The sequence below is a fragment of the Gordonia sp. JH63 genome (assembly GCF_009856645.1).
GTDB classification, from domain to species: domain Bacteria; phylum Actinomycetota; class Actinomycetes; order Mycobacteriales; family Mycobacteriaceae; genus Gordonia; species Gordonia hongkongensis.
In genome coordinates, this window is the sequence record NZ_CP047236.1 from 137795 (window position 1) to 162832 (window position 25038).

Annotated in this window: 23 protein-coding genes; 5 read left to right on the forward strand and 18 right to left on the reverse strand. The window is 66.1% G+C overall.

From position 1 onward, the window contains the following. Window positions 1-17: 17 nt before the first annotated feature. The 9 genes from GR168_RS23605 to GR168_RS23645 are packed head-to-tail and all read right to left on the reverse strand — an operon-like array spanning window position 18 to window position 10455. Complete coding sequence (locus GR168_RS23605) at window positions 18-563, reverse strand: hypothetical protein (RefSeq protein WP_159372089.1); 546 nt, start codon at window positions 561-563, stop codon at window positions 18-20. Then, window positions 560-2584 (reverse strand): transglycosylase family protein, encoded by a 2025-nt coding sequence (locus tag GR168_RS24195; protein WP_159372090.1) that lies wholly within the window; start codon window positions 2582-2584, stop codon window positions 560-562. Before GR168_RS24195 ends, GR168_RS23605 begins: the two co-directional genes overlap by 4 nt. Then, window positions 2577-2975: a hypothetical protein gene (locus GR168_RS23615; RefSeq protein ID WP_159372091.1), complete on the reverse strand. Its 399-nt coding sequence runs from the start codon at window positions 2973-2975 to the stop codon at window positions 2577-2579. The genes GR168_RS24195 and GR168_RS23615 overlap by 8 nt, the downstream gene beginning before the upstream one ends. Then, window positions 2972-4933: a hypothetical protein gene (locus tag GR168_RS23620; RefSeq protein WP_159372092.1), complete on the reverse strand. Its 1962-nt coding sequence runs from the start codon at window positions 4931-4933 to the stop codon at window positions 2972-2974. The genes GR168_RS23615 and GR168_RS23620 overlap by 4 nt, the downstream gene beginning before the upstream one ends. Before the next feature lie 21 nt (window positions 4934-4954). Then, window positions 4955-6013 carry a hypothetical protein gene (locus tag GR168_RS23625; protein ID WP_159372093.1) on the reverse strand — a complete coding sequence of 353 codons (1059 nt, stop codon included), beginning with the start codon at window positions 6011-6013 and terminating at the stop codon, window positions 4955-4957. Window positions 6014-6039: 26 nt separating this feature from the next. Further along, entirely contained in the window at window positions 6040-7536 is a 1497-nt protein-coding gene (locus GR168_RS23630; RefSeq protein WP_159372094.1) for an SCO6880 family protein, read from the reverse strand. Between the two features lie 42 nt (window positions 7537-7578). Beyond that, window positions 7579-9084: a hypothetical protein gene (locus tag GR168_RS23635; RefSeq protein ID WP_159372095.1), complete on the reverse strand. Its 1506-nt coding sequence runs from the start codon at window positions 9082-9084 to the stop codon at window positions 7579-7581. After that, the gene (locus tag GR168_RS23640; protein WP_159372096.1) at window positions 9078-9974 is read right to left on the reverse strand and encodes a hypothetical protein; all 897 of its coding nucleotides are present in this window, start codon (window positions 9972-9974) and stop codon (window positions 9078-9080) included. Before GR168_RS23640 ends, GR168_RS23635 begins: the two co-directional genes overlap by 7 nt. Before the next feature lie 4 nt (window positions 9975-9978). Beyond that, window positions 9979-10455, reverse strand: coding sequence for a hypothetical protein (locus GR168_RS23645; RefSeq protein WP_159372097.1), 477 nt, complete (start codon window positions 10453-10455; stop codon window positions 9979-9981). On the opposite strand from GR168_RS23645, the gene GR168_RS24200 reads away from it, so the two are divergent. Further along, window positions 10454-10579, forward strand: a complete 126-nt coding sequence (locus GR168_RS24200; RefSeq protein WP_275406241.1) for a hypothetical protein — start codon at window positions 10454-10456, stop codon at window positions 10577-10579. The two genes, GR168_RS23645 and GR168_RS24200, sit on opposite strands and share 2 nt — an antisense overlap. Before the next feature lie 19 nt (window positions 10580-10598). Here the strand turns inward: GR168_RS24200 and GR168_RS23650 are convergent, their stop codons facing one another. The 7 genes from GR168_RS23650 to GR168_RS23680 form a co-directional block, all read right to left on the reverse strand. Then, window positions 10599-10868 carry a hypothetical protein gene (locus tag GR168_RS23650; RefSeq protein WP_068971308.1) on the reverse strand — a complete coding sequence of 90 codons (270 nt, stop codon included), beginning with the start codon at window positions 10866-10868 and terminating at the stop codon, window positions 10599-10601. A gap of 25 nt (window positions 10869-10893) precedes the next feature. Further along, window positions 10894-11184 (reverse strand): hypothetical protein, encoded by a 291-nt coding sequence (locus GR168_RS23655; protein WP_068971309.1) that lies wholly within the window; start codon window positions 11182-11184, stop codon window positions 10894-10896. 44 nt (window positions 11185-11228) lie between these two features. Beyond that, complete coding sequence (locus GR168_RS23660) at window positions 11229-11867, reverse strand: hypothetical protein (protein WP_159372098.1); 639 nt, start codon at window positions 11865-11867, stop codon at window positions 11229-11231. Window positions 11868-12109: 242 nt separating this feature from the next. After that, window positions 12110-13477, reverse strand: a complete 1368-nt coding sequence (locus GR168_RS23665; protein WP_159372099.1) for a hypothetical protein — start codon at window positions 13475-13477, stop codon at window positions 12110-12112. A 17-nt stretch (window positions 13478-13494) separates the two neighbouring features. After that, window positions 13495-14313, reverse strand: coding sequence for a hypothetical protein (locus GR168_RS23670; protein ID WP_159372100.1), 819 nt, complete (start codon window positions 14311-14313; stop codon window positions 13495-13497). A 26-nt stretch (window positions 14314-14339) separates the two neighbouring features. Continuing rightward, window positions 14340-14864, reverse strand: a complete 525-nt coding sequence (locus GR168_RS23675) for a hypothetical protein (RefSeq protein ID WP_159372101.1) — start codon at window positions 14862-14864, stop codon at window positions 14340-14342. Between the two features lie 145 nt (window positions 14865-15009). After that, window positions 15010-16659, reverse strand: coding sequence for a cutinase family protein (locus GR168_RS23680; RefSeq protein WP_159372102.1), 1650 nt, complete (start codon window positions 16657-16659; stop codon window positions 15010-15012). A gap of 709 nt (window positions 16660-17368) precedes the next feature. Between GR168_RS23680 and GR168_RS23685 the strand changes: the two genes are divergently transcribed. From GR168_RS23685 to GR168_RS23695, 3 genes are all read left to right on the forward strand, one after another. Continuing rightward, the gene (locus tag GR168_RS23685) at window positions 17369-17800 is read left to right on the forward strand and encodes a helix-turn-helix transcriptional regulator (RefSeq protein ID WP_159372117.1); all 432 of its coding nucleotides are present in this window, start codon (window positions 17369-17371) and stop codon (window positions 17798-17800) included. Between the two features lie 278 nt (window positions 17801-18078). Beyond that, entirely contained in the window at window positions 18079-18762 is a 684-nt protein-coding gene (locus tag GR168_RS23690) for a helix-turn-helix domain-containing protein (RefSeq protein ID WP_238995128.1), read from the forward strand. A gap of 11 nt (window positions 18763-18773) precedes the next feature. Next, window positions 18774-19208: a hypothetical protein gene (locus GR168_RS23695; protein WP_159372103.1), complete on the forward strand. Its 435-nt coding sequence runs from the start codon at window positions 18774-18776 to the stop codon at window positions 19206-19208. On the opposite strand, the gene GR168_RS23700 is transcribed toward GR168_RS23695, so the two are convergent. Further along, complete coding sequence (locus GR168_RS23700) at window positions 19191-20279, reverse strand: DUF6545 domain-containing protein (protein ID WP_159372104.1); 1089 nt, start codon at window positions 20277-20279, stop codon at window positions 19191-19193. The two genes, GR168_RS23695 and GR168_RS23700, sit on opposite strands and share 18 nt — an antisense overlap. A 98-nt stretch (window positions 20280-20377) precedes the next feature. Continuing rightward, complete coding sequence (locus tag GR168_RS23705) at window positions 20378-20908, reverse strand: ImmA/IrrE family metallo-endopeptidase (protein ID WP_068971318.1); 531 nt, start codon at window positions 20906-20908, stop codon at window positions 20378-20380. Between the two features lie 107 nt (window positions 20909-21015). Here GR168_RS23705 and GR168_RS23710 point away from each other — a divergent pair, with 107 nt between their 5' ends. Beyond that, entirely contained in the window at window positions 21016-21861 is an 846-nt protein-coding gene (locus tag GR168_RS23710) for an alpha/beta fold hydrolase (RefSeq protein WP_159372105.1), read from the forward strand. Window positions 21862-25038 lie beyond the last annotated feature (3177 nt).

Sequence of the window (25038 nt, forward strand, 5' to 3'; positions counted from 1 at the left end):
ATGGGTCGGTAGGTGGGTCAGGTGTCGGCGCGGGGGTAGGTGGCGACCTTCCACTGGCCGTCGACGCGGACGAGATCGGCGGTGACAGTGAATTTCCGGAACGAGGTCACCGTGGCGTCGATGCCGAGCACGGTCTGGATGACGGTGCCGCGCGCGCTGGCCTTGTCCGGTGAGATCAGCACCGCTGAGGCGTTGTCGACGCGGGCGGTGATGACGTCGAGGGACTGTTTCCATGCGCCCCACTGGGCGCTGGGCCGCACTGTGGCGGGGCTGTTGGCGGAGTCCAGTGCCTGGCCGGTGAGGGTGGCGCGGGTGCGGCGCAGCGCATCGGTGGGTGAGGTGTCGGTGGCGGGTTGCCAGCTGAACATGGTGGTGACGGTGGTGGTGAACACCCCGATCGGTTCGGCGCGCTCGGGCAGGCCGGGCGGGCTGCTGTAGTGCTCGCCGTGGTCATGGTCGTGTGCGGGTTCGGTGGTGTCGTCGCTGCCGGAGCATCCGGCCAGTGCGGCGATCAGCACGATTGCGAAGACGACCAGGAGGTGGTGGTGGCGGTGGTGGTTCATCGGTTCTTCTCCGGAAGTCCTTGATCGGCGAACTGTTTGGCGTAGGCGATGACTTTCTGGCCGTACGGGCGGGTCTGGGTGTCGTAGTCGCCGCCGGTGGGTGTTCCGCCGGCGTTGAGCACCGCGCCGACTCCGGCGTTGTAGGCGTAGGCGTAGAGGATTTCGCGGCCCTCGGCGGGTTCTTTCACTCGCCCGGCGGCGATCGCGGCGTCGATCTGTTTGGCGTTGGCGCACGAGAACCGGCCGGCGGCCATGACGGCGTCACCGATGTCGGTGGCCGAGGCGCGGCCGTTGCCGTCGTCGTCTTTGGCCCAGGACGGGTAGGTGTAGTCCATGAACTGCATCGGGCCTTTCGCTCCTGCCGGGGACACCAGGGAGGCGTTGAACCCGGTCTCTTGCTTGCCGATTCCGCCGAGGAATGCCGAGCTGATCTGCGGACAGAGCACCCCGGCTTTGCGGAACCATGGCTCGTAGGCTGGTGGGACGCGTCCGGCGGCGAGGTTGTCGACTCCCCCGCCGTGCTGGTCTTCGACTGGGCCGCAGTCGGCGCTCTCGTCGGCGCTGATGCCGCCGGTGATCCCGGGTGCGGTGTAGACCTCATTGCCGCGGGGCATGCCGTGGCCTTCGACGGTGGCGTGGACGTGGTCGAAGTGGTTCTGGGTGGGGTCGCCGCGGTCGTTCATGACGTTGGACTTGCCGACGGCCGGGTAGTAGGTCTGGCGCCAGATCGTGTACTCGAGCTTGAAGTGCTTCTTGTTGTCGAGGATGTATTTGTTGACGGCGTTGCCGAGCGCGATCCCTTGGGCGGAGGTGTAGTTGGGGATCATGACGTCGACGGCGCGGCCGGATGGGTGGTCGTTGTAGCCGCCGCCGTCGGCGCGCCAGCCGCCGATGGTCTGGATTTGGGGGAACTTGGCGGCGATCGCGCGGGCGAGGCGGATGGTGTCGACCTGGAAGTGCGCTTCGGAGCCCTTGGACTTGGGCAGCGGCGGCAGCGGACCCGACGGCCCGGACGGTGCGGGCGGGCCGCTGGGGGCGCCTGCCGGTGGCGGCACCGCGGCGGCGTTGAGGAACGTGCCTGCGGGTGCGGGTTTCTTGCCGGTGACCCCGGCGGTTTTGGAGGTGGTCGGCCAGGCGCCCCAGCCTTGGGACCCCAGGACGCGGTTGGCGACCTCCATCTGCTGTTCGCGGGTGGCTTTGTCGGCGGTCGGCGCGTACTGGCCGCCGCCGGCGCCGGTCCAGGTCGACGCCGCGAACTGCAATCCGCCGTAGTAGCCGTTGCCGGTGTTGATCTTCCAGTTGCCGCCGGATTCGTGCTTGGCCACCGCATCCCAGTCGGCGGCGGTGACGACGTCGGCGGCGGGGATCACTCGGGGTGCGGTGAGCACCCGCGGTCCGCCCGGTTGGGCGGGCGCTCGCCCGGCGGGGGCGGCGCCGGGTTCGGGGCTGGTGGACACCCACCCGGCCGGGTCGACTGAGTGGCCGCCGGTGAAGTCGCGGTGCCCGCCATCCCACACCTCGAAATGCAGGTGCGGGCCGGTGGATTGGCCGTCGTTGCCGAGCTTGGCGATGTGTTGTCCGGCGGTGACTTTCTGACCGGCTTTGACCAGCACGCCGTCGGCGAACATGTGCCCGTAGACCGTGGACCACACGTGTCCGTTGATGTTGTGGGTGAGCACGATCCAGTGCCCGAATCCCGAGGCGCTCCCGGCGGCGGTGACGGTGCCGTCGGCGGCAGCGTAGATCGGCGCGCCGATCGCCCCGGCGAGGTCGATACCTTCGTGCATCGCGCCGTCGCGCGGACCGTAGCCGGAGGTGATCTGAAAGTCCTTGACTTTCATCGGCTTGACCTTGGCGCCGGGTGAGAGGGTGGCGTCGGCGGGTTGGTCGACACCGCCGGTCAGCGGCAGGCAGGAGTCGTCGTCGCCGGCGACGGAGATGATGAGGGTGCACGAGGCGAAGAACCCCACGACCAGTGCCAGCAGCGGCACCAGCAGTTTGGAGGCGTTGCCCTCACCCACGAGGCAGGTCCCGGTAGTCGGTGGTGTCGCGGTCGAGGTCGCGGACGTGTTCGGTCAGCGCCTTGTTCATCGAGCGCATGACGTCGAGGCGGGTGGCCCATTCGCGGTCGCGGGCGGTGACGTCGCGGCCGACCCCGGCCGCCCGGCACCACCGCATGACGCTGTTGGTGCCGGCGCCGATGTTGCCGGCGACGTCGGCGGCTGCGGCGGTCAGCGACAGCGAGGTGCGGGCGAGCAGCTCGGCGACGGCGCGCACCGCCAACCGCCGGACTTCCTCGGGGTGGGCGGTGCGGCGCGGGTTGGGTTCGACCACCCAGTCCTGCACCTGTTCCCAGGCGCTGGGTAGCGGGTCGAGCGGGGTGGCCACCCCCGGGTCGCTGTCGGTGCTCATGCCGCGGATCCGGACTTGGCGCCGCGGCCGCGGGCGAAGCGCTTGTTGGTGTTGTGCATCTCGGTGGCGCGCTCGGTGGCGGTCAACCGCATCTGCACCGGGATACCGGGCTGCTCACCCTCTTTGATCAAGAACTTGCCCATACCCGGGGGGACGGTGTTGGTTTCGGTGCCGGTCGCGCGGACCCCGTCGGCCCAGTCCGCTTCGTTGATCTCGGAGACGACCGGGTCGTCGATGCCGCGGGGGGTGGTGGCCCACTCGGCGAGGGTGGCGGCTTCTTTCTCGTTGAGGTTGACCTTGCCCTCCATCAGCGAGGCTTCGTCCTCGGGTAGCGGGAAGCACACCTTGACCCGGGCGCGGTCGAGGAAGCCCATGGCGCGCTGGCGATCTTCCATCGAGTCGAACGCTTGGAGGTCCTTGACGGTGTGGGTGGTGAACAGGCTGCCGGTGCCCTGTTCGCGCTGGACGCGGGTCACTTCGTCGACGCGCCACACGATGCCGTTGCCGACACCGAGTACCAGCGAGAACTCGTCGCACACCAGGTCGTAGTTGCGGGGCTCTTGCAGGCCGTGATCGGAGAGCAGATGCGAGGCTTCGACGGCGGAGAATCCGTCCGACCAGCACGCCAGGAGTACCGCGGCGCGCAGCTTGCGGGCGTTGGCCGGCAGCCGGGACATGTCCACGCACACCCCGAGGGCGTCGATGTCGATGGGCTCTTTGGTGGGGGCGTTGAAGATCTCGCCGAACTGCCCCGACACCAGCTGGTCGAGCGACTGGCGCAGGTTCTCGGTCAGCAGCAGGTAGCGGTCGACGGCGATCGCGTCGTGGGGTCGACGCCCCAGGGCGCCGGAGGCATCGAGGAGGTCCTGGTGGGCGCGGCGCAGTTCGGGATTGGTGTCGGCGTCGCGGGCGGTGGCGTCGATGAGAGTTTGCGGGACCTGGCGCAGCAGGGTGAGCACATCGCCGGGCAGGGGCGCATTGGTCAGGGTGAACTCGTTGGCCGTGCCGTAGAGCACCCGCAGGGCGGTGGTGAGCAGGGTCTCCTCGTGCGGAGCGATGGGACGTCCGGAGCTGATCTCGAGCAGGCCGGTGGCGGCGGTGACTTGGCGTGCCCGCATTTCGCGTTCGGCGAGCTGGCGGGCCGCGGCGGGCAGTCGGGCGATGAGGTTGCCGAAGGTGCCCACGGCCAGCGGATTCATCGGCGAGTCGAATCCGACGCTGGTGACCTGCGGGGTGACCGGGGTGATGCCGTCCTCGCGGTACTGCACCCGGCCGTTGTCGTCGTGCAGGACCATCTGGCGCATCATGTTGACGAAGTCGGGGCGGTGATCGCCCATGATGAGCGGGCGGACCCCGGTCGCCAGGTCGTGGCAGACGATGCGCCGGTTCAGCGTGCTTTTGCCGAATCCGTTGAGGCCGAACACCATCGCTGAGGGTGCGGTGATCTGTCCGGCTTCGAACCAGCCGATCTGGTCGAACCCGACGGGTTGTCCGGTGTCGAGGTGCGAGCCGACGGGCGCGCCGTCCAGGGGGGCTGAGGCGCCGATGGGAAACGGGTAGAACCCCGGCACGTGCGCGGTGGTGCCGCGCAGTTCGTTGGGGCGGCGCACGTGGGCGACGCGGCCGCCGCCACGCCCGTCGAAGCCCCGGTTGGTGCGGATCAGGGCGGGCACGTCGAACTGGATCGGCCGGGCAATGGCGGCTTCGTGGCTTTCCCGTCGGCGGGCATCGTTGCCGAGTTTCTGTCGGGCGAGGTAGCCGGTGACTCCACCGCTGCGAGCGGTGTCGAGCAGGTCCTCACGGGTGTCGTCGTCGTAGAACGTGGTCGGCTTGGCCGAGCGTTCTTTGGTGCTCGGCCGGGTGGCCGAGGCGGCACCGGCATCCAGGCGCAACGTCGAGGGCGCGGTGTCGCCGTCAGTGGCGGCGGTGGTGGCTGTGCGGAGGTCGGTGACGGTCATGGTGGGGCGTCTCGCAATCGGTTAGCGGTGGCGGTGGCGCAGGGCTTCGTCGGTGATGTCGCCGTGTTCGGGCAGCAGCACCCCGAGTCCGATGCCGGCGGCGAACAGTTCGGCGTGGCGGTCGTAGCCGTTGCGCACGCCGAGGCGGGCGAACAGTGGCAATCGGTCGCGCACGGAGTCCACCGACGGGGTACGAGGGCGCGGCTCGGTGATCGTCAGCGTGGCGCCGAAACGCTGCAGGGTGGGCTGAAAGGTCGCCCGGATCGGGTCATCGGGGTGGATGGTCTCGGCGATCCGAGTGGCTCGCCAGGTGATGGCCAGCCGGGTGCGTGGGGTGGTTGGGTCCCGCTCGAGGAGCTGGGCCAGTACCGGACCCATCGCGTGTGGCGGTTCGAGCACGTGTGGGGCGATCACCCATGTTGCCGAGACCAGGTCGTTGTGGCAGAACACATCGCGCACCCGGTGTGGTGTGGAGTCCGGTGCGATGTCGGCGAACGCGGGCGCTGGGTCGTCGGGCAGGCCGCCGCGGTAGGCCCGCACTCCGACCGCGGCGACCTGTGCTGCGGTGAGCGGTGTGGTGGGCAGCCCGGCGGCGTGCAGGGACCCGATCAGGGTGTGCAGGCGCCGGCCCACTTCCACTGCCATTTCGTCGGGGGTGGTCTTCATTGCTGAGGTGGCCGCGACGAAGGTCACCGCGAGATAGGTGTCGGTGGCGAGGTCGGCGACGTCGAGGCGGTAGTGGTGATCTGTGTCCATCCACTGCCGGTGGGCGTTGTCGGTGCGCGGGAAGGTATCGGCGACGGCGGTGACCGCGACGACATCCCAGGCGTCGGCACCGAAGTCGATGCGGGTGAAGTCGCACAGCTGTTGCCAGTCGCGCAGTGTCGCGCCGGTCGCGGCGAGGATCACCGTGTAGTGGCCGGTGGCGTGTGCCCGGATCAGGCCGTAGTCGTGACCGCCGGCCGAGCGGTGCTCGGTGATCGACAGGACGGTGTTGATTTGGGGCAGCGTCGTCGCCGAGGTGGACAGGCGGGCGCGTGAGCGCTGGAGCAGCGAGGTCAGGGCCGGGAGCGTCGGCATTGGCGGGGTGGTCCTTTCTGTCCTGGTTAGGCGGCGAGCTTGTCGGAGACGGTGCTCTCTTCGGAGAGCACGACGCCGAAACCCAGTCCGGCGCAGAAGGTGACGAGTTGTTCGTCGCGGGCCGGTTCGAGTGGGGTGGCCGCTGAGAGGCCCAGATCGGTGACGAGGGTGTCGATCTTCTGGGTATCGGCGCCGATCGGGCAGGTGGCGGTCACGACCATCGACACCCGGGTCACGCCCGCACCGCGGGCCTGTTCCTGGCGGGCGCCTTCGGCGCTGTCCAGGCGCACCAGTGCGCGTTCGGGCAGTTTGCCGACGTGGGTGCGCACGGCCTGGCGGGCATCGTTGTGGTCTTTGTTGACGATGGTGGTGGCTTGGGCCGGGGTGTAGGGCTGGTAGACGAAGGTGACTCGTTTGCGGGGCACGTCGCTGTGCGGGGACAGCAGATCAGCGAGCACGTTGGAATCGAACGGCGCCTCGGGTTCGTTGCGCATCGTCCACGACATCGACTGCGCCGCATCGTGAAGCAGGCGGCCGTGCTGGTCTGAGGCCGAGGTCGGTCCGCAGTCTTCCCACCGCAGGCGCATCGGTTCACCGCTCATCAGACCGATCTCGAGGTCGAGCTCGTCGGCCGGGGAGAAACTGCGGCGGGCGATCGCGCAGATTTCGCGTTCGAGCATCGGCCGCACCCGCAGACCGGCGGCGTGGCAGTAGTCCCGAATCCGTCCGAGACGGCGCGCCAACTCGTTGCCCATGTCGGTGGCGTCGCGTTTGCGGTGCATGGTGTCTGCACGCCAGGTCAATCCGATCCGGGCTTCCAGGCGCACTTCGGCGGTCGGTACCGCTTCGGTGGCTTCGATGATGATCTTGCGGGCCAGCGCCGGTGCTGTGTCCTTGAGCCGGGACCGCACGATTGTCGAGGCCCGCATCCCCGACTCGGGCAGCGTCTCCATGGTGATCGTCGCGGCCACGAAGTCCGGTGATTGGCCGAGGAAGGTGAGCATGTCGCCGAGGCGGGCGACCCACCGGTCGCGCACGGGCTGGTCATTCCACTCTCCGCCCTGGGGCCAGGTCCGCAGTACCAGGGTGTAGAAGTTCTTCGACGACAACTTGATCAGACCGAACGGTGCCGACCCGTCGCCGGGTGAGAAGTTGAACGTCTCGGCCGTGGCCAGCGGCCCCGGTAGTGGGGTGCCGTCGGGGATCATCGTGAACGGCCCGGACCGCAGCAGAGTTTCACCGGCACGGCGGGCCTTCGACACCGAGCGTGCACCCATGCCCAGCTCCCAGGCTGAGCGGCCCCGCAGCGACACCACCAGGGGCACAAACAGCACTGCCAGCGTGAACGGCAGCCCGAAGAACTTGATCACACCGGGCAGCGGCAGCATCAGGCCCACAACGGCGACGAACATGAACACCAGCAGCACCATCGTCGAGAACATGGTGAACCCGAACGCGCCGGAGGACCGGAACGCCGCGGCCGGGCGGTACAGCAGTCGGCGGGTGCTCGCTTTGTCTGTCATGACAACCTCTTTCGACAGTCAGAGGGATGGAGTGGGCGGCGGTTAGTGCGCCATGGCGTGTTCGTTCCAACCCGAGCGCATCGGCGGCGGACTACTCAGTGACGGGTCGGAGCTGGTGGATTCGACTTCGGATTCGACGCTGTCGGCGACGGTTTGCATGGCTGCCCCGGCGAGCCCGCCGGCCGATCCCATCGCGTCGCCCAGCCCGGAGGTGGGACCGCCGCCACCGCCGCCGGAGCTGGCCTGCCCGCCCTGGCCGCCGGAGAGGGCGGGTTGGGCGCCGGGTCCGCCACCGCCCGATGGCGGTGGTGGTGAGGGTGCCGACGCCGTCGAGATACCGCCCGAGGGTCCACCGCCGCCGCGACCGGCGATCGAGGACATGCCGCCCGCGCCCGCGCCCGCACCGCCGCTGGCCCCGGCGGTCGCCCCGCCCGAGGCAGCCATGGCCGCGACCTTGCCCGCCGCGACGCCGGCACCGATGGCCGCACCGGCTGCCGCGGCACCCGAGCCGCCGCCACCCATGCTCGCCACAGCAGGGGCAATCAGGCGCATCAGTGCGGGTAACACGAACGCGCACAACATCATCAGCACCATGCCGAGCACGACCTGTTGGGCGTTGTCTTTGGAGGCTCCGGCGCGAAACGCCACGAAGTAGGTCAGCGCGCCGACGGGTTTGAACAGCAGGAACGCCACCGACCAGGCGACGAGCCGCTGGTAGCTCTGTGACCCGGGGCCGGTGCCGGAGAATGCCGCGGCCACCGGGAGTGCGGCGACGACCAGCAGCAGCATCGCCTCGCGCACCACCAGCAACGCCAACTGCAAAAAGGCGCCGAGGAATCCGACGAGGGCGAAGATGCCGATGGCGGTGGTGCCTAGTGCAGAGTTGGTCAGCAGGTTGAGTTTGAGGAAGTTCTTGATGACGTCGCCGTTGCCGCCGCCTGCGGTCACTGATTCGCTGACCAGCCAATTGGAGATGCCGTCGGCGATCTGCCCGCCGACGGTCAGTGCCAGCGGAATCGCGGCGGTGGCCATCGCCGAGCGGAAGATCAGTTTGAAGCCCTCCTCGGCGTCATCGGCCATGGAGCGTTTACGGTCGATCATCATCCGCAGGCCGAAGAACATCAGCGAGAACGTCAGGCCCACGATCTGAATTTGCAGGGTGTGATCGTGCACTTCCTGCATGAGGGAGGAACTGTTGTCCAACTGCGGGTTCGGCAGCTTGATCCACCACGCCAACGCCCACGTCAGGATCGTCTGGTAGCCCTCCAGGAGCGAGTTGACGATCTTCTCGAACGTCCCGCCGACCACACTGCCGGCCACATTGCTGGCGGCGTTGCCCGCGGCGCCGCAAAGGGCGCGGCTCAACGAGCCTGCCACGTCACACAACGGGTTCGCTGCCGCCTTACCGACCCCCACCCACGACGACACTGTCGCAACGATCAGCGCGACCACGACCAGGGCGTGGGTCCGTCGACCGGTCAGGGCAGCGCGCAGACGCGCATGGCGGCGGGTGCGGCGACGGTGAGAGTTGTTGGGATGGTTCACCATGGGGTCCACCCATCGCCAGTGGTCGAGATCAGCAACCGGCTGGGATCGTTGCCGGGTTCGGGGACCACCCACTTCCACTGGCCGTCGCGCCAGACCATGTCGACGCCGACGGAGATGGCGGTGAAGCCGTCGTCGCGAGTCAACGGCTGCGCGAACTCGACATGGGCGAAATCGGATGAGTAGGTGGTGATGCGCACTGCCACCGGCACATCCCGCATCTGCGCGGGTAGCCCCGGATTGCCGGCATAGATCTGTGCACCGTTGGTGCGCAGGTTGTCGGCTTCGGGTTCGGCGGCCGCGGAGACCACCGCGGCACGATCGAGCAGGGCGGCGTTCTGGTCATCGGGCGCCCAGGTGGCCCGCTGGCCGATTTGCCAGGCCGCCAGCGCCGCACCCTGCGGGGTGTGGGCAAACCCGGTGGGCACCCCGTCGGCGCTGATCGCGGTCGGACCATCGGAGGTGGAGAACGGTATCGTCGCGCCATATACGCGCTGCCACATCAACCCACGCGGCGGTGGGAGCGCAGCCTCAGGCTCATCGGTGTCGGAGGGATCGGTGGTCTGCGGGAGAACCTGGCCGAGCGGGTTGGTCGGGGTTTCCACCCGGCGGCCGCGGGTGTCGGTGGTGGGCACCCCGAACGCGTCGTCGGGCAGCCGGGTGACCGGGGTTTGCGGCGTACCCGACGTCGGTGTGTCCGTGGCGGTGACCTGTGGCGGAGCCGGCGTATCGTCATCGTCGCCGCGGATGGCGACCAGCACGGCCGCGCCGATGATGATGCTCAGCACCAGCAGCGACAGCACCAGGGTGGTGCCTTTGTAGCCGCCGGACTGGCGCAGTGAGTGCAGCGCTGCGAGGCGGCCGAGGTCGTCGCGAGGGTCGGGGGTGCTCATGGGGTTAGGCTCCTGTCAGTGCGACCATGTCGGTCGGCGTGGCGGTGATCGCGTCCACTGGTGAGGCGCCCGCCGCGGCGTCGGGCAGCAGCAGCCGCCAATCACCGAACGCGGGTGCCCACACGACCGTGGTGTGGTTGACCGTTATTGAGCCGTCCGGCATGCGGGTGTAGATGTCGACGGACGTCTTGTCGGGGGTGAACGCGGTCAGTTTCCAGCCCTGCACCTGCGGGGCCTGACCAGCTGGTACACCCGATGTGGTCGACAGCTGAATGCGGTTGGTGATGAAGTCATCTCGTGCTTGTCCCGGTGCGATGAGTTCACGGACCACCTGCGGCCACTGGTCATCGAGCGCTACCGAGAGACGCACGATGGCATTGACCGCGGCCAGCCCAGCTCCCGGCGGTGTGCGGTCGAACCCTTCCGGAGCGACGGCATCGGTCAACTCGGTGGGTCCTTCGGCGGCTTGGGGAATGCGCATGCCGTTGAACTCCACCCATCGCAGCTCGGTGGGTGGCGTCGTCAACGGAATCTGTTGCGGCGTCGACGGTGTGGCGGTGTCGGGGTCTGATCCGCAGCCGGTCAGCAACCCGGCCAGTGCGTAGGCGGCAACGAGGGCAGCGATCAGCCGAAGACCAGCACCGCCGCGGCGAGGTTGCCGGCGATCGCTACTACCCACACTCCGAAGATGATCTTGGTGAACCACTCCCCCGCGGTGATCTGTGCGAGTGGATGATCGCGCACCTTGTCGAACGCGATCGAGGCGCCCAGAAAGACCAGATGCACGAGTGCGAGCATGTTGGCTACGAACACGAACCAGCCGCCGATCAGGGTGATGTTGTTCATCACCTCGGCGGGCAGTTTCGCGTACGCCACTGTCATGGTGGTGTTCATCGCTGTAGCTTTCGGTCCGCACGGCTCACTGCCCGCCCGCGGCCTGGATGATCGTGGCGCTGGCCGCGATCACCATCGTCCCGACGATCGCGCCGATCGCGATCTTCACGCCCTTGTTGTCACCGCGGTCGGTGATCTTGTCGAAGGCGATGAAGCCGCCGCCGACGACGATCGCCACGGCGGTGGCGAAGTAGGCCAGGAAGGTGACCCACCCGCCGAATGTGTTGAGCCGGTCCGACAAACCGGGAATCGGGATGGGGTTGAACGCCACGTAGGTGGTGGTGGCTTTGGCCGAGGCCAGCGTGGACTGGAGCATGATCTCTTCCTTCTCGTGAGGGTGGAGGTTGTGGAGTTGTGCCGTTATGGGGTTGTGCCGGCGTCGCCTGATATCGCCGCGATTGCGGCGTCGCGCAGGCCCTGGCCGACGGCGGCGATGTCAGGGGCGACGACGGTGCGCGGATCGGTGCGTCGCGCCGCTGGGGCCGGGTCGGGGCCGGTCGAGGGCAACTCGTTGAGCGGGGTGTCGATGAGGAAGTCGTGCCAGGCGACGTGCCATACGTTCGCGAAGAGCCCGGACCCGACGAGCAATTCCCGATCGCGGCGGAGCCGGGCGGTCGGCTTTCCCTTCCGCCCGGCTACCAGCACCAAACCCAGCAGCTGCACGTGTGCTGGCGCATTGTTCGTCGCGTACTGGCGCGCGGCCAGCGACGCTGTGGCCAGGCCGCGCGCCGATTCCCGCGCAACGAGTACCGCAAACGGCGGCTCATCGGCCCGCCCGGGCCACAACTGGCCGGAATCGCCGACATGCTCGAGTTGGGCCGCGAGCGTGGACACACCAGCACCGCCGTGGCAGCCCACGGCCGCCACCAGATGCGCCGGTAACCGGGTCGTGCGCCGCCCCAACATCTCCGATGCGCTCGGCGGCAGAATCGACGCACCCCGAACTGCCCCGACGATCGGCGACCGGACCGCGGCAGAGCCCACACTCGCGGCCGACATCACCGCATCGCCTCCAACCATCCATTGGCGGCGTGGTCGCTCGCCGGTGGCAAACGGCGATCTGGGACGCAGTGCAGCGTTGGCGACGTGTGCACCCTCGTGGCGGCCAGGCGCAGATTCATCAGCTCTGGGTACAGGCAAGCGATCTGATCGGTAGTTGTACGGAGAGTGTGTGTATCACCGTCGGTGGGCGCGGTACACCGTGACCCGCTGCCGGGCAACGCTTTAGGTGACATGTGCGCCTACACTCCCTTCGGTGCGAGTTGGGGCAAGGTGACCTTCAGGCCGGGAATGGCCTTCTCTGCTTGCCGGGAGAGGTCGACCGCGGCGTCGGTGACGGTCTTCTTCACCTGATCGGCGGCACCGCCGAGGGCCGTGTAGGGGGCTTCGGCCTGCTCCGCGGTCCAGTTCGCGGTGTAGGTCTGGCCACCAATGGTGGTCTCGGCGTTGACATCTCCACCGACATTGACCTGGTAGTGAACCGCCGGCAGACCGGCCTTGGTCGCCTGGTCTGCGGGCAGATGCACCTCGAACTGGTTCGCGCCAGGGTTAGGCAGCGGAGCCGGTTTCGGACGCGGCGGTGCAGGTGCGCGGCGGTTCGGGTCCGGCTGGCCGGGCAGTCCCGGTTGACGCGGGTTCGCACCCGGATCTCCGGCGCCCAGGGCGTGCGCGAGGAGTCCACCGGCGGTTCCGCCGGCCACCCCGCCGACGATCGCCGCGGGAATACCCAGGGCCGCGGCGCCGATCGCCGCACCGGCTGCGGCGCCGATCGCTGCGCCCGTTCCGGTGTGCGCGCCGGGGAAGGGCACCACCATGGTCGACCCGATGACGGCTCCCACGCCGGTACCGATCAGCGCACCACCCACACCGCCGGTCACTGCGGCGGGCACGCCGAGGGCGACCGCACCTGCGGTGCCGCCAAGTGCGACGCCGATGATGGTGGCCGCGGCCTGGCGGGACGCTTCGTCCTCGGGAACGCCGACCGAGATGAGGCCCTGGGCGATCTTCGCTTCGCCATAGGCCGACCACTCGTTGATCGAGACCCGCTGACGGTCGGTCAGCCAGGGAGCATCGCGCTTGAGCTGGTCTTCCTCGACGAGGAAGTTGCCCACGCGCAACGTCTTCGGGGGCGGGGCAATCGGGCGGACCGGCGCGACCGGGCGGGGCAAGGTGTAGGCCCGCGGCGGCGCCGGGTTGTAGACGGTGTCGTAGTTGGGCTGGTTGTACGCCTGCGGATCGGCGTAGGGCCGATACGGCGCTTCCCGGGGCGGTGCCGGAATTGCGCCCGGACCGGGGTTGTAGTTGTAGCTCGGCGCAGTCTGCTGCGGAGGTGCGACCGGTGGGGTTGCGTCGTCGCCACCACCGCCGACCCCACCCTGCTCGAATCCATCGTCGGTCTCGCCCTGGTCGACACCGCCCTGTTCGTAGGCTACGGCCGAGCTGTCGACCAGGAGGGTGGCGCCGAAGGAACCGGAAACCATCAGCGCGGCAAGCACTGTCCCGACGAACGGGGTGGCTGGTGGGGCGGTGCGGTGCCGGCGTTGTGTCCGCGACCGCCGGGGCGGGGTGTCGAACCGCGGAGCCGTGACCGCTGGTGAGGTGATGTACATGAGAGGGGGTGACCTTTCTATTTCTTGTTTCGTGTGACAGACGCGATGTAGGTGCGTTCGCCGATCTGGGTGGTGGTGATGTTCTGGACATCGGGGTCGGGGTCGCGGGTGCCGTCGGGCAGGATCAACGTGACCGCCACGCGATAGCTGTTGGAACCGGTCTCCTCAATCGACAGGCAGTACCGCGCTTGGGGATTGAGCGTGTCGATGCTCGACTGCAAATCGACGGCGCTGCCAATGCCCTCGACATTGGACGAGGCCATCGCCCGCGCGGCCGGCCCCGAACGCCAGTGGAAGTAGGCGTAGTTGAACGCTTTGATCACGTTCGGGCCCGACGTCAGGTCGCCCGGGTCGCGGCCGGTGGTCGTGGCTCCCTCACTGGTTGAGGGGCATTCCACCGCATCGGAGAACGGGTCCGGGGTGTCCATCGCAGCAACCGGATCGGTGATGCCGTCCTCGCCGCCGCCGCTGACCAGGCCCCGGATCATGACTGCGATCGCCACTAGCCCCATGACCGCCACCAGAGCGGCAGCCGCCACGATCAGCAGCCACCGGCGGTCCCGACGTCGAACCGGGGTCGGAGCGGGCGCACTTCGTGTGAATGGCGCTGCGGCATAGACGTTGCCGGTGTACGGGGGCTCCTCGACTGCGGGCTCGGCGACCTCCGCGAAATCGGCGTCATCAGATTCAGCGTCATCGAGCGGGGCGTAGCTGTATGTGTCGTCGACCTGGTCAACGCCCCCTGCTGTGATGTCCTGTTCGGGGCGCGTCGGCTCGTCAACCCACTCGGTGAGCTGGTCGGAGTGAGGCTCACTGGTGTGCAGCCAGGACTGCACGCTCGGGTCGTTCTGCCAATCAGTGCTCATCCGAACGTCACCTCGTTCCCGTGGCGGTATGCGCGGGTCCAGCGATCGCACGCGGCGAGGTGCCAGTGCAGGGGGTGTTCGTCGCCGAACACACCGCGCCGGACCGCGGTCAGCGAGAACGGATCGATGGTGTGTAGCGTGTCGTCGAACACGTCGCGGTAGGTGGCGCCGACCAGCAGCTCGTCCGGCAACGAACCGTTCGAGCCGACCACCAGCACAACGCTGTTCGCGTCGAGGCGGTAGCCGCGGTCACCGGGCAGTACGCACCGCGCCCGTTCGTCGTAAGCCTCTTTGAGCCGCGTGATGCTGAGGCCATTGCCCATCCCCCATCGAGTCGACGCGCAGCCGTTCTCATCGGTCAAGATCACCGACGTGGCCGGGTCGGTGACTGCGGTGATCAGATCGATGGGACTCAACCACGCCGGCTCACCACCCTGCGAGCTGATGGGACGGTTCGGATGGCCGGGGTTGTGAGAGGCATGTCCCCCGAACGGGGGCCGGATTGCACTGTCACTGAACATGTACTCGCTCCTTCCGGAGTGATTCGCTGAGTGCGCTAGTGGAGAGGAAGGGTCTAGCTGGAGGTGGTGGTTCGACCACCACCACAAGCGCGGCACAACCCGCGCCCGCACACGCGGGAAGGGCTGGCCGAGAGGACGGTCAGACTCACTGCGAGGCCCCGCTGAGGAACGGCGGAAGGCCGGACGCGCCGCCAGGAGGTGTGGATTGCGGGACCGGTGAGGACCCCGAGGGAACCGTCTCGGACGAAGCCGATGGTGACGAAGTGTCGAGCTCCCACGGATACGCCGGTTCCGACGTCGCAGCGCTCGGCGGAAACGACGTCGTGGTCAACGATGGAAGCGTCGACGAACCAGCGGACCCCTCGCCGAACAGCCACGAAAAGTCATCGCTGCCGCTGCCGCTACCGGACGAGTTCGACGACCCGCCGTCCTTGCCGGCGATGTCGCGCGCGGCCGCCACGATCCAATCACCGATCAGCTTCGTCGGGGGCTGGCCTGTCGGCGTGGCCGACACCTGCGAGTACGACGTGTGCTGCTTGGCCGCATCCCAGTACTTCAACAGCGAGGACACCTTGAACAGGTCGGAGTTCGCTTGGAACTCGGACTTGAACGCGGTAAATGCCTCAGAGACAAGACGTTCCTGGGTTGCCGGTGGAACCAGCGTGACCGCTGCCTGGCCCAGCTTTGCGCCCAGAATGCCGACGATGGCCAGTGGATTCGCAGCACCCGCAGTAGCGATCGCGGCGATGGTGCTCGGGGTGGCGACTGTCTGCACAACGGTCTTCACCGCGTTGAACCCGATCGTGCCCACCTTGATGACCGCCGACAACGCGTCCTGGACACTCGGCAACGGCGTACGAGGGTCTGAGGCCACGGCCAACCGCTCTGACAGGGTCTGTCGCGGTTGGTAACTCACGGATTCGAGGTTGTTCTCCGGCGCCTGGACATCTTCATTGACCACCGGCACCGCGGTCTTGACTGCGGTCAATGCCAGTGCTTCGGCGATCGTCGACAACGACCCGATCGGATCGTCCGGGTTGAGTTCCGACTGACCCGCGATGTTGGTGACCAACCGCGCCAGCGGTGCGTTCGCCGGCGCATCGCAGGCGAGGTCGCCGGGCGTGCACGCGGACAGATAGCGCCCCGCGATGGCCTGGTACGACGTGTCCTCGACATCGCCAACCGGGGCGATACCGCCACCCGGGGCGTTGGTCGTCGACACCGCCACGACCTTGGACACGTTCGCGCCGCTTGTTCCCGGCACCGGATCGGGAGAAGTCTGCCCCGGCTTACCGGGGAACAACGAAGCCCCTTCGGGACGGCCAGGATCGCCGAGGTTGGCCAGCAGAGCCAGTTTGTCGGCGCCGATCGCTGCTTTGCCACCGACGATGTCGTTCAACACGATCCGCGTGACGTGAGCGCCCTGGGAGTAGCCGACCAGACCGAACTTCGTGGCCGGGCACGCGGCGGCTTTGTCTTTGATCCAGGACAGTGTCTTGGCGACCGCGCCCTGAACCGACTGCTCGTACGGGACCTTGCCGCCCGCTACAGCACCACCGAAGCCGGCGTCGTAGGGCACATACGCGCGGTCCATATCACCGCGGGCGGCCGTGATCGCCGGGTGCAGTACCTGAGACAGGAAGCCCGCGTCCTTCGACGGGTCGGCGTCTGGCGACGACTGGCCGGTGCCCTGTACCGCGTACACCATCAGACCAGGACAGCCCCCCGGCTGCGCTGGCGCGGCAGACACGTTCCCGACCCCGACATTGGCGAGGGCGATGACGGCCGTCGCCATGACGGCCAAGGTCGTCGCCCAGATCGAGTGTCGCGAGTCCTGTCCACCCCTCTGGACAGGACGATGCATCTCTACACTGGTCACCGGGACAGCCCCCCATCGACAGACAGGGAGCTGTCTCCTCGGGTGACCACACGCGAGCCGTTCGACGGCAAATCAATCGCGCTCGCGCGTAGTCGCCAACCACCACTCCGGAGAGGGACTGTTCGACGGCAATCTGACCGTCCCTCTCCGGAGCCTGGGACCTGTGCCATCGATCGAAAGTCGACAGCAACACCCCCAGACCAATCTGGCCCACGAGGATCGGGCTCAAGAAGGTTCGTCATGCGAGTTCCTTCACTCCAAGGGTTTCCCCGAAGCTGTAGGAGCAGCCCACCCAGACGACCGTTGTCAGCGCATACCCGCAGGTACACTGTTCAACGCCCGCCTCGATGCCTGCACTTACCGCATCGAGCTGGTAATCACCCGGTCCGGACGCCGTTCGAGTCGCCAAACTTTGCAGCGTCCGGCCGGGGTCAAATCCTTTGTCCTATGGCACTACATCGGTTCGGTCCACAGACCTCTTCTGTGGGACTCGAGCTGTGTAGCCGTCCTAAGGTGTCTGTACTATAACACGGTCTATACTCACAGCTTGTGATGATCGCCCGAGAGGTCCTGCAAAGTGTCTAGATATGAGCGCGCGAGGAATCTCTCTGTGAGCCGTCGTGTTATGCGGGGCTTCTCCCCCGATCGGTTGCGCCAGCTTCGAGCAGACCGCGACTTCTCTCTCTCGGACCTCGCGAGACTTGCGAACATTGGGCGAAGCACACTCCACCACTGGGAGACTGGACACGCGACCCCGCAGGTCGACCTGCTTGCACGCGCCGCTGACACGTTGGGTGTGTCGATCGGTGACCTGGTCCATGTCCCCGAACATGAGCGATTTCCAGGCGATCTGCGCATTCTGCGGGGTCTGACCCAGCCCCAGCTCGGTCGAGAAGCCGAGGTCCCCACCGCCACGGTTGGAGCAATCGAGCGCGGCGAGGCGGTTCTTACTGACGAGTACGGACAGCGTTTGGCGGCCGCCCTGGACGTTTCGATCGACGTGTACCGCGCGGCTTACGAGCGTTCTCGTCGGCGGCCTCCCGGCACGCCCGCTTAGGCCGACTCGCATTATCGGGCTCAATCGCCGTCGTCGCCTGCCAGGTTTCCCGGCCCATCGTTCGACATGGAGTGAGGGAAGTCGGGACACGGGCAAACACGCACTGGCGACAGGTACGGGTAACTTACGCATAACAACGCCGTACGTTACCCCTAGATGCGCTGAACCGCTACGCTGGTGTGACTAAAGCGTGAGAATTCCCGGCCAGGAGACGAGGTTTAGTGTCAAGCGCTACCTCGTTGCGAAGACGCCGCACAAAACCGAATAGGGTGCGAGGTGTGGCCAATAACCAGCGCTTCGGACGGCTCGTCGAGGCTCGACGCCGAGAGCTCGGCATGTCTCAGTCTGCCGTCCGCGAGGCCGGCGGCCCAAGCGCCCTGACGGTGCGGAGGCTCGAACACGGTGACATAGCGCAGCCGGACTTCGTGACCTTCGGAAAGCTTGATCAAGCGCTCCAATGGATGCCCGGCAGCGCGGGCAGGGCCTTCCAGGGTGGAGAACCGACTCCAATCTCAGAGGGTGATGGTGCTACCGCTACCGCGGCAGCACGGGAAGAGTCGGCCTACCATCGAGCCAGGCCAGCTCAGCCGGTTACGGCCTTCGAGCACGGTGTTGTTCTGCGGACCGACGCGCTAGCCGAACTCACCCGGAACGGTCGTGCGCTCGACGCGCTGCCCGACAATCTGGCTGACGACGTGCAAGCAGGAATCTCCGAACTGCGGTACACGATCGACCGGCTCACTCGAGCCTGGATCATTCGCCTTGCCGAGAGCTTTCGTAGAGAAGGTAACCTCGCCGATCTCGTGATTGCCCTGGATGATCACCTGCGGTCGAATCCGAGTCAGGGGACCACTGAGGATATTGATGACCTTCGATACCTTCGGTGGCTAGCCGGCTACTACCAGAACCCCTCAGACGACGAGCGTGAACGGTACGAACGCCGATTTTCAGGCAGTCAGTGAAGGTAGGCAACATGATCCCCCCTCTGAACGAGCGCATCAGCAGACTCGTCGCTTTCGGGCATAGTCGGCATGAACCGCCACTCACCGACCGTCAGATAGCGGACCAGCTATCCACAACGGTGAATGCTCCAGTGCCTGAGGACCTGATCCGCGGACTACGGGAAGGTACAGCGAAGGTCGTGCCAACCGAGTTGGTCGAGCCACTGGCTGCTGTGTTCGGCCTCTACGACGTCGCCTACCTTGCTCCGGAACATTCCTCGCTCTCGTCTGCCGAGGTCGACCGAATCCTACTCATGCACGAGAGACTCGAACTGCTCAGTGAGGCTCGCGATTTGGGTGTGCAGCACATAGCGACACGAGACGTCGACCAGGACCCGCAGCTAATTTCTAAGCTCAAGGCGGCCCTCAACGCTATGACGAAGAAGAACTCACGCGACGCCGATTAGGCGAGAAGCAGAGTGCTGTGCCCAGGCATTCGCTACGGCCTCCAGCTCTGCGTCATTGGTCGCCCAACTGGGGCGCGACGCCGGCACTAGCATCCTCGACCCCGGGGAAGAGCCCGGTGCGGTTGCATCGTGCTGTTCGGCGAACTTCCGGCACGCCTCGCCCAGAACATGGGCGCGCTCGTCGGGAGTGTCTGGCCACGCGGTATCTGGCGGTAAGTACCGTGAGACCGCAAAGATGATCTCTTCCAGCTCGATACGCATCCTGAACTCGCGTTCCGCCTCGCTGGGCAGACCATCGTCCGGTCCGAGTTCGGCTAGACGGTACGCGGGTGCAACAGCGGTGAGATCGCTCCAGAGAGGTCGCAGCTGGGTCATTCGATCCGCAGGGCCGCGGTTCAGCCCTAGCCTACGACGGATGTCTACAACCACCGCCGGAATACCGACTGGTATCCACGGCAGAAGCGTCGGATACAAAGCAAGGTCGTTACGCACCATGGAACGGGGCTCGGTGAGTGGGCCATCGACGCCAGCGCTCATTAGCCAGCCTGCTCCCATCACGAGCAGCAGATTGAAAGCGCTGAACGCAATCGCCAAGGACAGCAACGTCACTAGCAGCCGGCGAGCGCTGGTCGTCGATTTCGCCATCTGCCAGAGGGTTGCAACAACGACGAGCTCGGCTGGAATGAACAGGAAGCTGTGCAGGGTCAGGTAGGCCCCGGTGCGCCACGAGCCATCCAGCTCCTCGATTGCGAGGCCAGTGTGCCGAACGGGCTCGTGGATGATCAGCAGGGCGATGCAGACCACGGTGACCCCTGCGATCAAGGCTGGCCGTACCCACTTCTTCACGTCGCCGGTACGTGATCGCCAGCACAAGCCAAGCAGAAGCAGGGCGGCGGCCGAACACACTTGCAACATTGCTCCGATGAGCCGGACATCGCCCAGCGTTATGTGCAGATGGGCAATAACCCAGTCGTGAACAACCCCGATCCGGAGCGCGGCGTAGACACCAATGAACAGGGCATACCAGTGCGCTGCGGTCGTCGTCGGTCGTCGGTCGCGAATGATGAGCATTCTGTACGCGATAAGCAGAAGGCCGAACCCAACGCCAGTACCGACTATCTCGAGCGGGACTGCTGTTGTCGTCTGATCAATGAGAGTCTGGCTCGGAGTCATCGCTTCACAGGTTCAAAGAACGCACTAGCGATCCGATCGAATCGGCCGTCACCACGCTGCATGCGACTGAGCACCGCTAGGCGCGTACCGACGAGCTCAGCGGCGATCTCCTCGGCCGAATCAAACACGCTGCGGTGTAGCACGCGCTCCACCATCGCGAGGTCGAGGCCTTCGGCCAAGCCCGCCATCGCGTCGGGGTTCCATGAGTCGCCGCGGTGGTCGCACAGAATGTGCCCGATCTCATGGAAGATCTGTTGCCGCTGGTGCCGTTCGCTACGCGTGTCGTCGTAGTTGATGATGAACGCGTCTCGCGTGACCCAGAGCAGACCACATGAACCCGGTTCGCCGGCCTCCGGCGCTTCAGTTTGCCAAGGCGACAACTTGATCTCACGGTCGTAGCGTTCCTCTACCCAGGCGCAGAACTCATCGACCGTCCACGGTGGGATCAGCGGAATCTGGGCCAACACCTGGTCGATGTGACCGGACGACGCAGCAGTGTTGCGTCGCCTCCAGGAAGTTCCGGCCATAGCTCTATACCCCTAGACCCGCTATCGACCTTTACACACAACGTCTGACAGTCTGGGTGCGCTTACCCCGCCAAGAGGCCCCCGTTCGGAGAGGACCCAAAACACCAGTGCATACCTTCAACTCGGATTCACTGACGCTACAGGTTACCGAACATGGACCTGCGGACGGCGAGCCTATCGTGCTGCTGCACGGCTTCCCCCAGGACGCGACGTCCTGGACGGCTGTTGCCGAGATCCTGGCCGCATCAGGTTTCCGTGTCCTCGCCCCGAATCTGCGCGGCTACTCTCCCGGAGCTCGACCGCCGGGCCGGGCGGCGTACGGCTCCAACCAGCTGGTAAGCGATGTCGTGGCTCTCCTTGATACAGAAGGCCTCGACACGGCCCACGTCGTAGGTCACGACTGGGGCGGTGCGCTCCTTTGGACACTGCGCAAAACGCATCCTCACCGGATCACATCAGCGACCGTGGTTTCCACTCCCCACCCGGCCGCCCTCGCCTGGTCATTTACGCACTCAACTCAGGCGCTACGAAGCTGGTACATCGCCGCGATCGCGGTTCCTGCGCTGCCCGAGCTCTTCCTGCGCCATCGACTTGCCCAGTTCATTGGATCAACCGGTTTGCCTGCTGACCGAGCCCAGTACTACCAGCAGCGAATGCAAGAACCAGGCGCTGCCACCGCCACGCTGAACTGGTACCGGCAGATGATGATCGAGCAGGTACGGCCACCGCAGAGGCCCGTACAGTCAGGAAAGACGGACCCGCCCCCCACCGCCTACGTATGGGGCAGTAGCGACGCGTTCTACACGCGAGCGGTCGCCGAACGGACGTCGCACGTGGTCCGCGATCTCACCTTCTCCGAGGAGATTGAGGGAGGACACTGGCTCCCTGAGACCCACCCGACTCAGTTGGCCGCCGCTATCCGACGACACGTCGAATTGGCAGCTACTCGATAGTCGGCCTCCCAGCAGCGAGGTTTAGGCGAGGTTTGTCGTAGGGTTAGCGATATGTCGCACACCTACGGCGTGTCGATCCCGCGATTTCCATTTCTGCGCGGAAGAATGGCCGCCATGGCCGGCCGACCTCGTAAAGACCCCTCGGGCAAGCCCTTGGTGACTTTAAGTCTGTCTCCGACGGAAGCTCTGAAGACGACAATCCAGTCGGCTGCGAAGGCCCGCGGGATGAACGTTGTCGACTACTTGGGCGCCCTCGTTGCGAACGATCTAGGCCAGCCCATTCCCGGCGTACCACCTTTGAAGGAGGTTCTCCCGCTGCGTGATAGCGCATAACTGAAACGACGAACGCCCCCGGCGGGAACCGAGGGCGTTCGTGAAGTTTGTGAGTGTGAGCCGGGAATCTCGCACTCAGTGACCCCGAAGGGACAGTCTTGGAGGACTGGTCTCAGGGTAGCGCGTACCCATTTGTTCGCGCTAGTTCTGACGAACGCGTGTCGCATCACGACTCGGTTACTGAGTCGCGGTGGTCCGAGGTCTATCGGTTGCTGCGCGCACCTGGTGGCGAGAGTTTCGCGCTGGCGGGCACAGCGTCGGCGAACAAGGCTCGTCGAGAGCGCAGTGGCGACCCGATTGATCTGATCACCGAGGCCGAACGCGCCGGCGGTGGCAAGGCAATCTGGGCGGTCGTTGCCCCGATCCGCAGTGACCTGCTGGTCATCGACCTCGACCGTTGCGCAGAGCAGGTGTGGCCACGCCTACGCGATGTGCTCGGTGACTATTCAGCGAGCGCCGCTTATCTGGCCAGGTCAGGTAGCCCGGACTCGTTGCACGTGATTCTCACGTGCTCCTCCCCTGCGTCCGACCGCGGGATACGCGAGTTCCTAGCGGATCTCCGCCGTCAACTCAATCTGTCGGCTCGCCGCATCGACGTGCTGAGTCCGGGACATCTTCTACGTCTGCCGGGTAGCGCATCGCTGAAGCCTGGTGGACATCACTGCACACCAGTCAACGACGCCCTCGCCCCCATCACAGCGGTCCAGACCGCCGAACGACTGCGTTCCGCCCTCGGCAGTGATGAGCCAGGGCCGGTGGTGGCGACCTTTACCCGGCACGGAGACGGGTGGTGCGTGCAGCTCGACGCCGAGGTGTACCGCCCGGGACTCGAGGTAGAGGTCCACCGCCGCGACGGCCAGGTCAAGCGCGTACGTATCGGCGCGGTCGTATCCCACGCCGGCGACAGAGTTCTCGCTGCGATCACCGAAGACCTCACCCCCCACTCCCCTACCGCGGGTTCAATGGTCGCGCTGTCAGTTGCCGCGCAGATGCACGAATTTGCTCCCGACCCTGACGGTGCAGGCGAGTTGCAGTGGCAGGCCCCGCGAGCCTGGCGGCGTCGCACACCCATCTCCGCGCAGCAGTGGCGGGTCCTCAACGACGCCGGTGGTGAGGACCGCTCGGCCGCAGCGACGGCCGCGGCGTGGGTGCTGTGGGACGTAGGGCTGCGTTCCTTTGCCGCGGTGCGCTGGTTCTACGCGCACTGCCCCGCCTTTGCCAAGTTCCGCGATCGTGACGGTAACCGCCGACGTGCACGCTCGGCGTGTGCTGTGCACTGGCAGAGCATCGCTGAGCGCGCCAGTACCCACCGGCCGCCCCTGGACCCCGCCGACCAATCCCTCGTCAACGACGCCCTCAAAGAGGTTGCGACCTGGGATGACTCTGCACTTGTCGCGGCCGCGGTTGCGGTCATCACTCACCGGTTCACCGACGGCCACGGGCTCGTCGATCGCCCGATCGCCAAACGCTGCCTCGCAAGCTGGATGTCTATCTGCGACAGCCGCGCTTTTATTCACCTCCAACGACTTCAAGAGCGCGGCCTTCTAGTTCGCACCCGAGATTGGCGAGATGGACCAGCCAACGAAGCGGCCCTCTACTCACTGCGAGTGCCAGCTGAGATTTACCGGGGAAATGGTGCCCATGACGTCACAGACCCCCTACGGCTCCACCCCCTCTGGGGTCAACTAGGGCATGACGCCCACCTCGTATGGTCGCTCCTAGTACGAGAAACCACACCTGTCCGCACCCTCGACCTCGCTAAACGGTCCTCTGCCCCCGTCGGTGGTTCTGGATGGGGAGTTATAGGGATGCTCACTACGTTGGTTTCGCTGGGGCTGGTCTCACGGACGGGTACCGGTAAAGGGACCAGCTGGACAGTGACACCCGAGCAGGCAGATGGAGCTGCAATTGATCGTGCGGCGCGATCGAGCGGAGCCTTCGAACGGTCCAAACAACTTCTGGCGCGCATCGTAGGTGAACGCAAGGCCTACCACGCGGAAGGTCCAGGTGAGAGGGCCAGAATGCGGGCCGGGCTCAAAGTTCTACGGGAGCGCCTAACCCACTCTGACGTGGCTGGCCGGGACCAAGGGAGCCTGTTCTCCGCACTCGCTGGGAACAGCGAGCGACCAGATACTCAGGCGGTGGGCCGTGCTGTAGAAACATGGCCGGGTCGTGGTCGGTCCGGCGGGCGACTGCGTGGGCCGTAAGTGGGCCTTGGTTCCGTGAGGTCTCTAGGTGGTAGCCGCACTCCCCTGTCGACGCCGTGGCATCGCGTTGTAACGGCACAATTGCCTAACTGGGTAATTGTGCAACGTTCGAACGCGTGAAAGGTGGAAGTAACCACTGGGTGCCGTTGCGCATGAACCATGACGGTTTGGTCGTGGTCGGTCCGGAGTTGGTTTGCGTGGGCCGTAAGTGTGGCCTTGGTTCCGTGAGGTTCTCGGGCCGCACTCCCCTATAGGTGCCGTGAAGAAGGGTTGTAGCGTTACAATTGCCTAACTTTCCAACCTTGCGAAGTTGAAACACGCCAGTGTTTCAACGTAGTAACTTTGTGCGTGTCGAACGTTGCGCTGGCCCAACACTGTGTAGTTAGATGGTTACAACGGGAGAAAGTGGGAACGGCGCAACGCGACAACGCCGTAACTGCCTAACCGGGGAATGCTGTATAGCCGTAATGATGTAACGCAGTAACGCCGTAGGGATGTAACGGCCTAACGCTATAACCCGCCAATTGGGCAACGCCGTAACCATGTAACGGTGCAACGGGCTAACACTGCAACGTTCCGCATGTGTGCCGTTGCAATGGCAAGTACTACGTCTGCGGCGTTCTGCAGTTACAACGCT

Coding starts and splice junctions, on each gene's coding strand:
- GR168_RS23660 (WP_159372098.1), bottom strand. CDS start 11,867: ATGTCGGCCGCGAGTGTGGGCTCTGCCGCGGTCCGGTCGCCGATCGTC.
- GR168_RS24200 (WP_275406241.1), top strand. CDS start 10,454: ATGCCGTTGAACTCCACCCATCGCAGCTCGGTGGGTGGCGTCGTCAAC.
- GR168_RS23635 (WP_159372095.1), bottom strand. CDS start 9,084: ATGGTGAACCATCCCAACAACTCTCACCGTCGCCGCACCCGCCGCCAT.
- GR168_RS23625 (WP_159372093.1), bottom strand. CDS start 6,013: ATGCCGACGCTCCCGGCCCTGACCTCGCTGCTCCAGCGCTCACGCGCC.
- GR168_RS23640 (WP_159372096.1), bottom strand. CDS start 9,974: ATGAGCACCCCCGACCCTCGCGACGACCTCGGCCGCCTCGCAGCGCTG.
- GR168_RS23685 (WP_159372117.1), top strand. CDS start 17,369: ATGCGGGGCTTCTCCCCCGATCGGTTGCGCCAGCTTCGAGCAGACCGC.
- GR168_RS23665 (WP_159372099.1), bottom strand. CDS start 13,477: ATGTACATCACCTCACCAGCGGTCACGGCTCCGCGGTTCGACACCCCG.
- GR168_RS23620 (WP_159372092.1), bottom strand. CDS start 4,933: ATGACCGTCACCGACCTCCGCACAGCCACCACCGCCGCCACTGACGGC.
- GR168_RS23605 (WP_159372089.1), bottom strand. CDS start 563: ATGAACCACCACCGCCACCACCACCTCCTGGTCGTCTTCGCAATCGTG.
- GR168_RS23705 (WP_068971318.1), bottom strand. CDS start 20,908: ATGGCCGGAACTTCCTGGAGGCGACGCAACACTGCTGCGTCGTCCGGT.
- GR168_RS23655 (WP_068971309.1), bottom strand. CDS start 11,184: ATGCTCCAGTCCACGCTGGCCTCGGCCAAAGCCACCACCACCTACGTG.
- GR168_RS23675 (WP_159372101.1), bottom strand. CDS start 14,864: ATGTTCAGTGACAGTGCAATCCGGCCCCCGTTCGGGGGACATGCCTCT.
- GR168_RS23645 (WP_159372097.1), bottom strand. CDS start 10,455: ATGCGCATTCCCCAAGCCGCCGAAGGACCCACCGAGTTGACCGATGCC.
- GR168_RS23695 (WP_159372103.1), top strand. CDS start 18,774: ATGATCCCCCCTCTGAACGAGCGCATCAGCAGACTCGTCGCTTTCGGG.
- GR168_RS23615 (WP_159372091.1), bottom strand. CDS start 2,975: ATGAGCACCGACAGCGACCCGGGGGTGGCCACCCCGCTCGACCCGCTA.
- GR168_RS23650 (WP_068971308.1), bottom strand. CDS start 10,868: ATGAACACCACCATGACAGTGGCGTACGCGAAACTGCCCGCCGAGGTG.
- GR168_RS23630 (WP_159372094.1), bottom strand. CDS start 7,536: ATGACAGACAAAGCGAGCACCCGCCGACTGCTGTACCGCCCGGCCGCG.
- GR168_RS23680 (WP_159372102.1), bottom strand. CDS start 16,659: ATGGCGACGGCCGTCATCGCCCTCGCCAATGTCGGGGTCGGGAACGTG.
- GR168_RS23700 (WP_159372104.1), bottom strand. CDS start 20,279: ATGCTCATCATTCGCGACCGACGACCGACGACGACCGCAGCGCACTGG.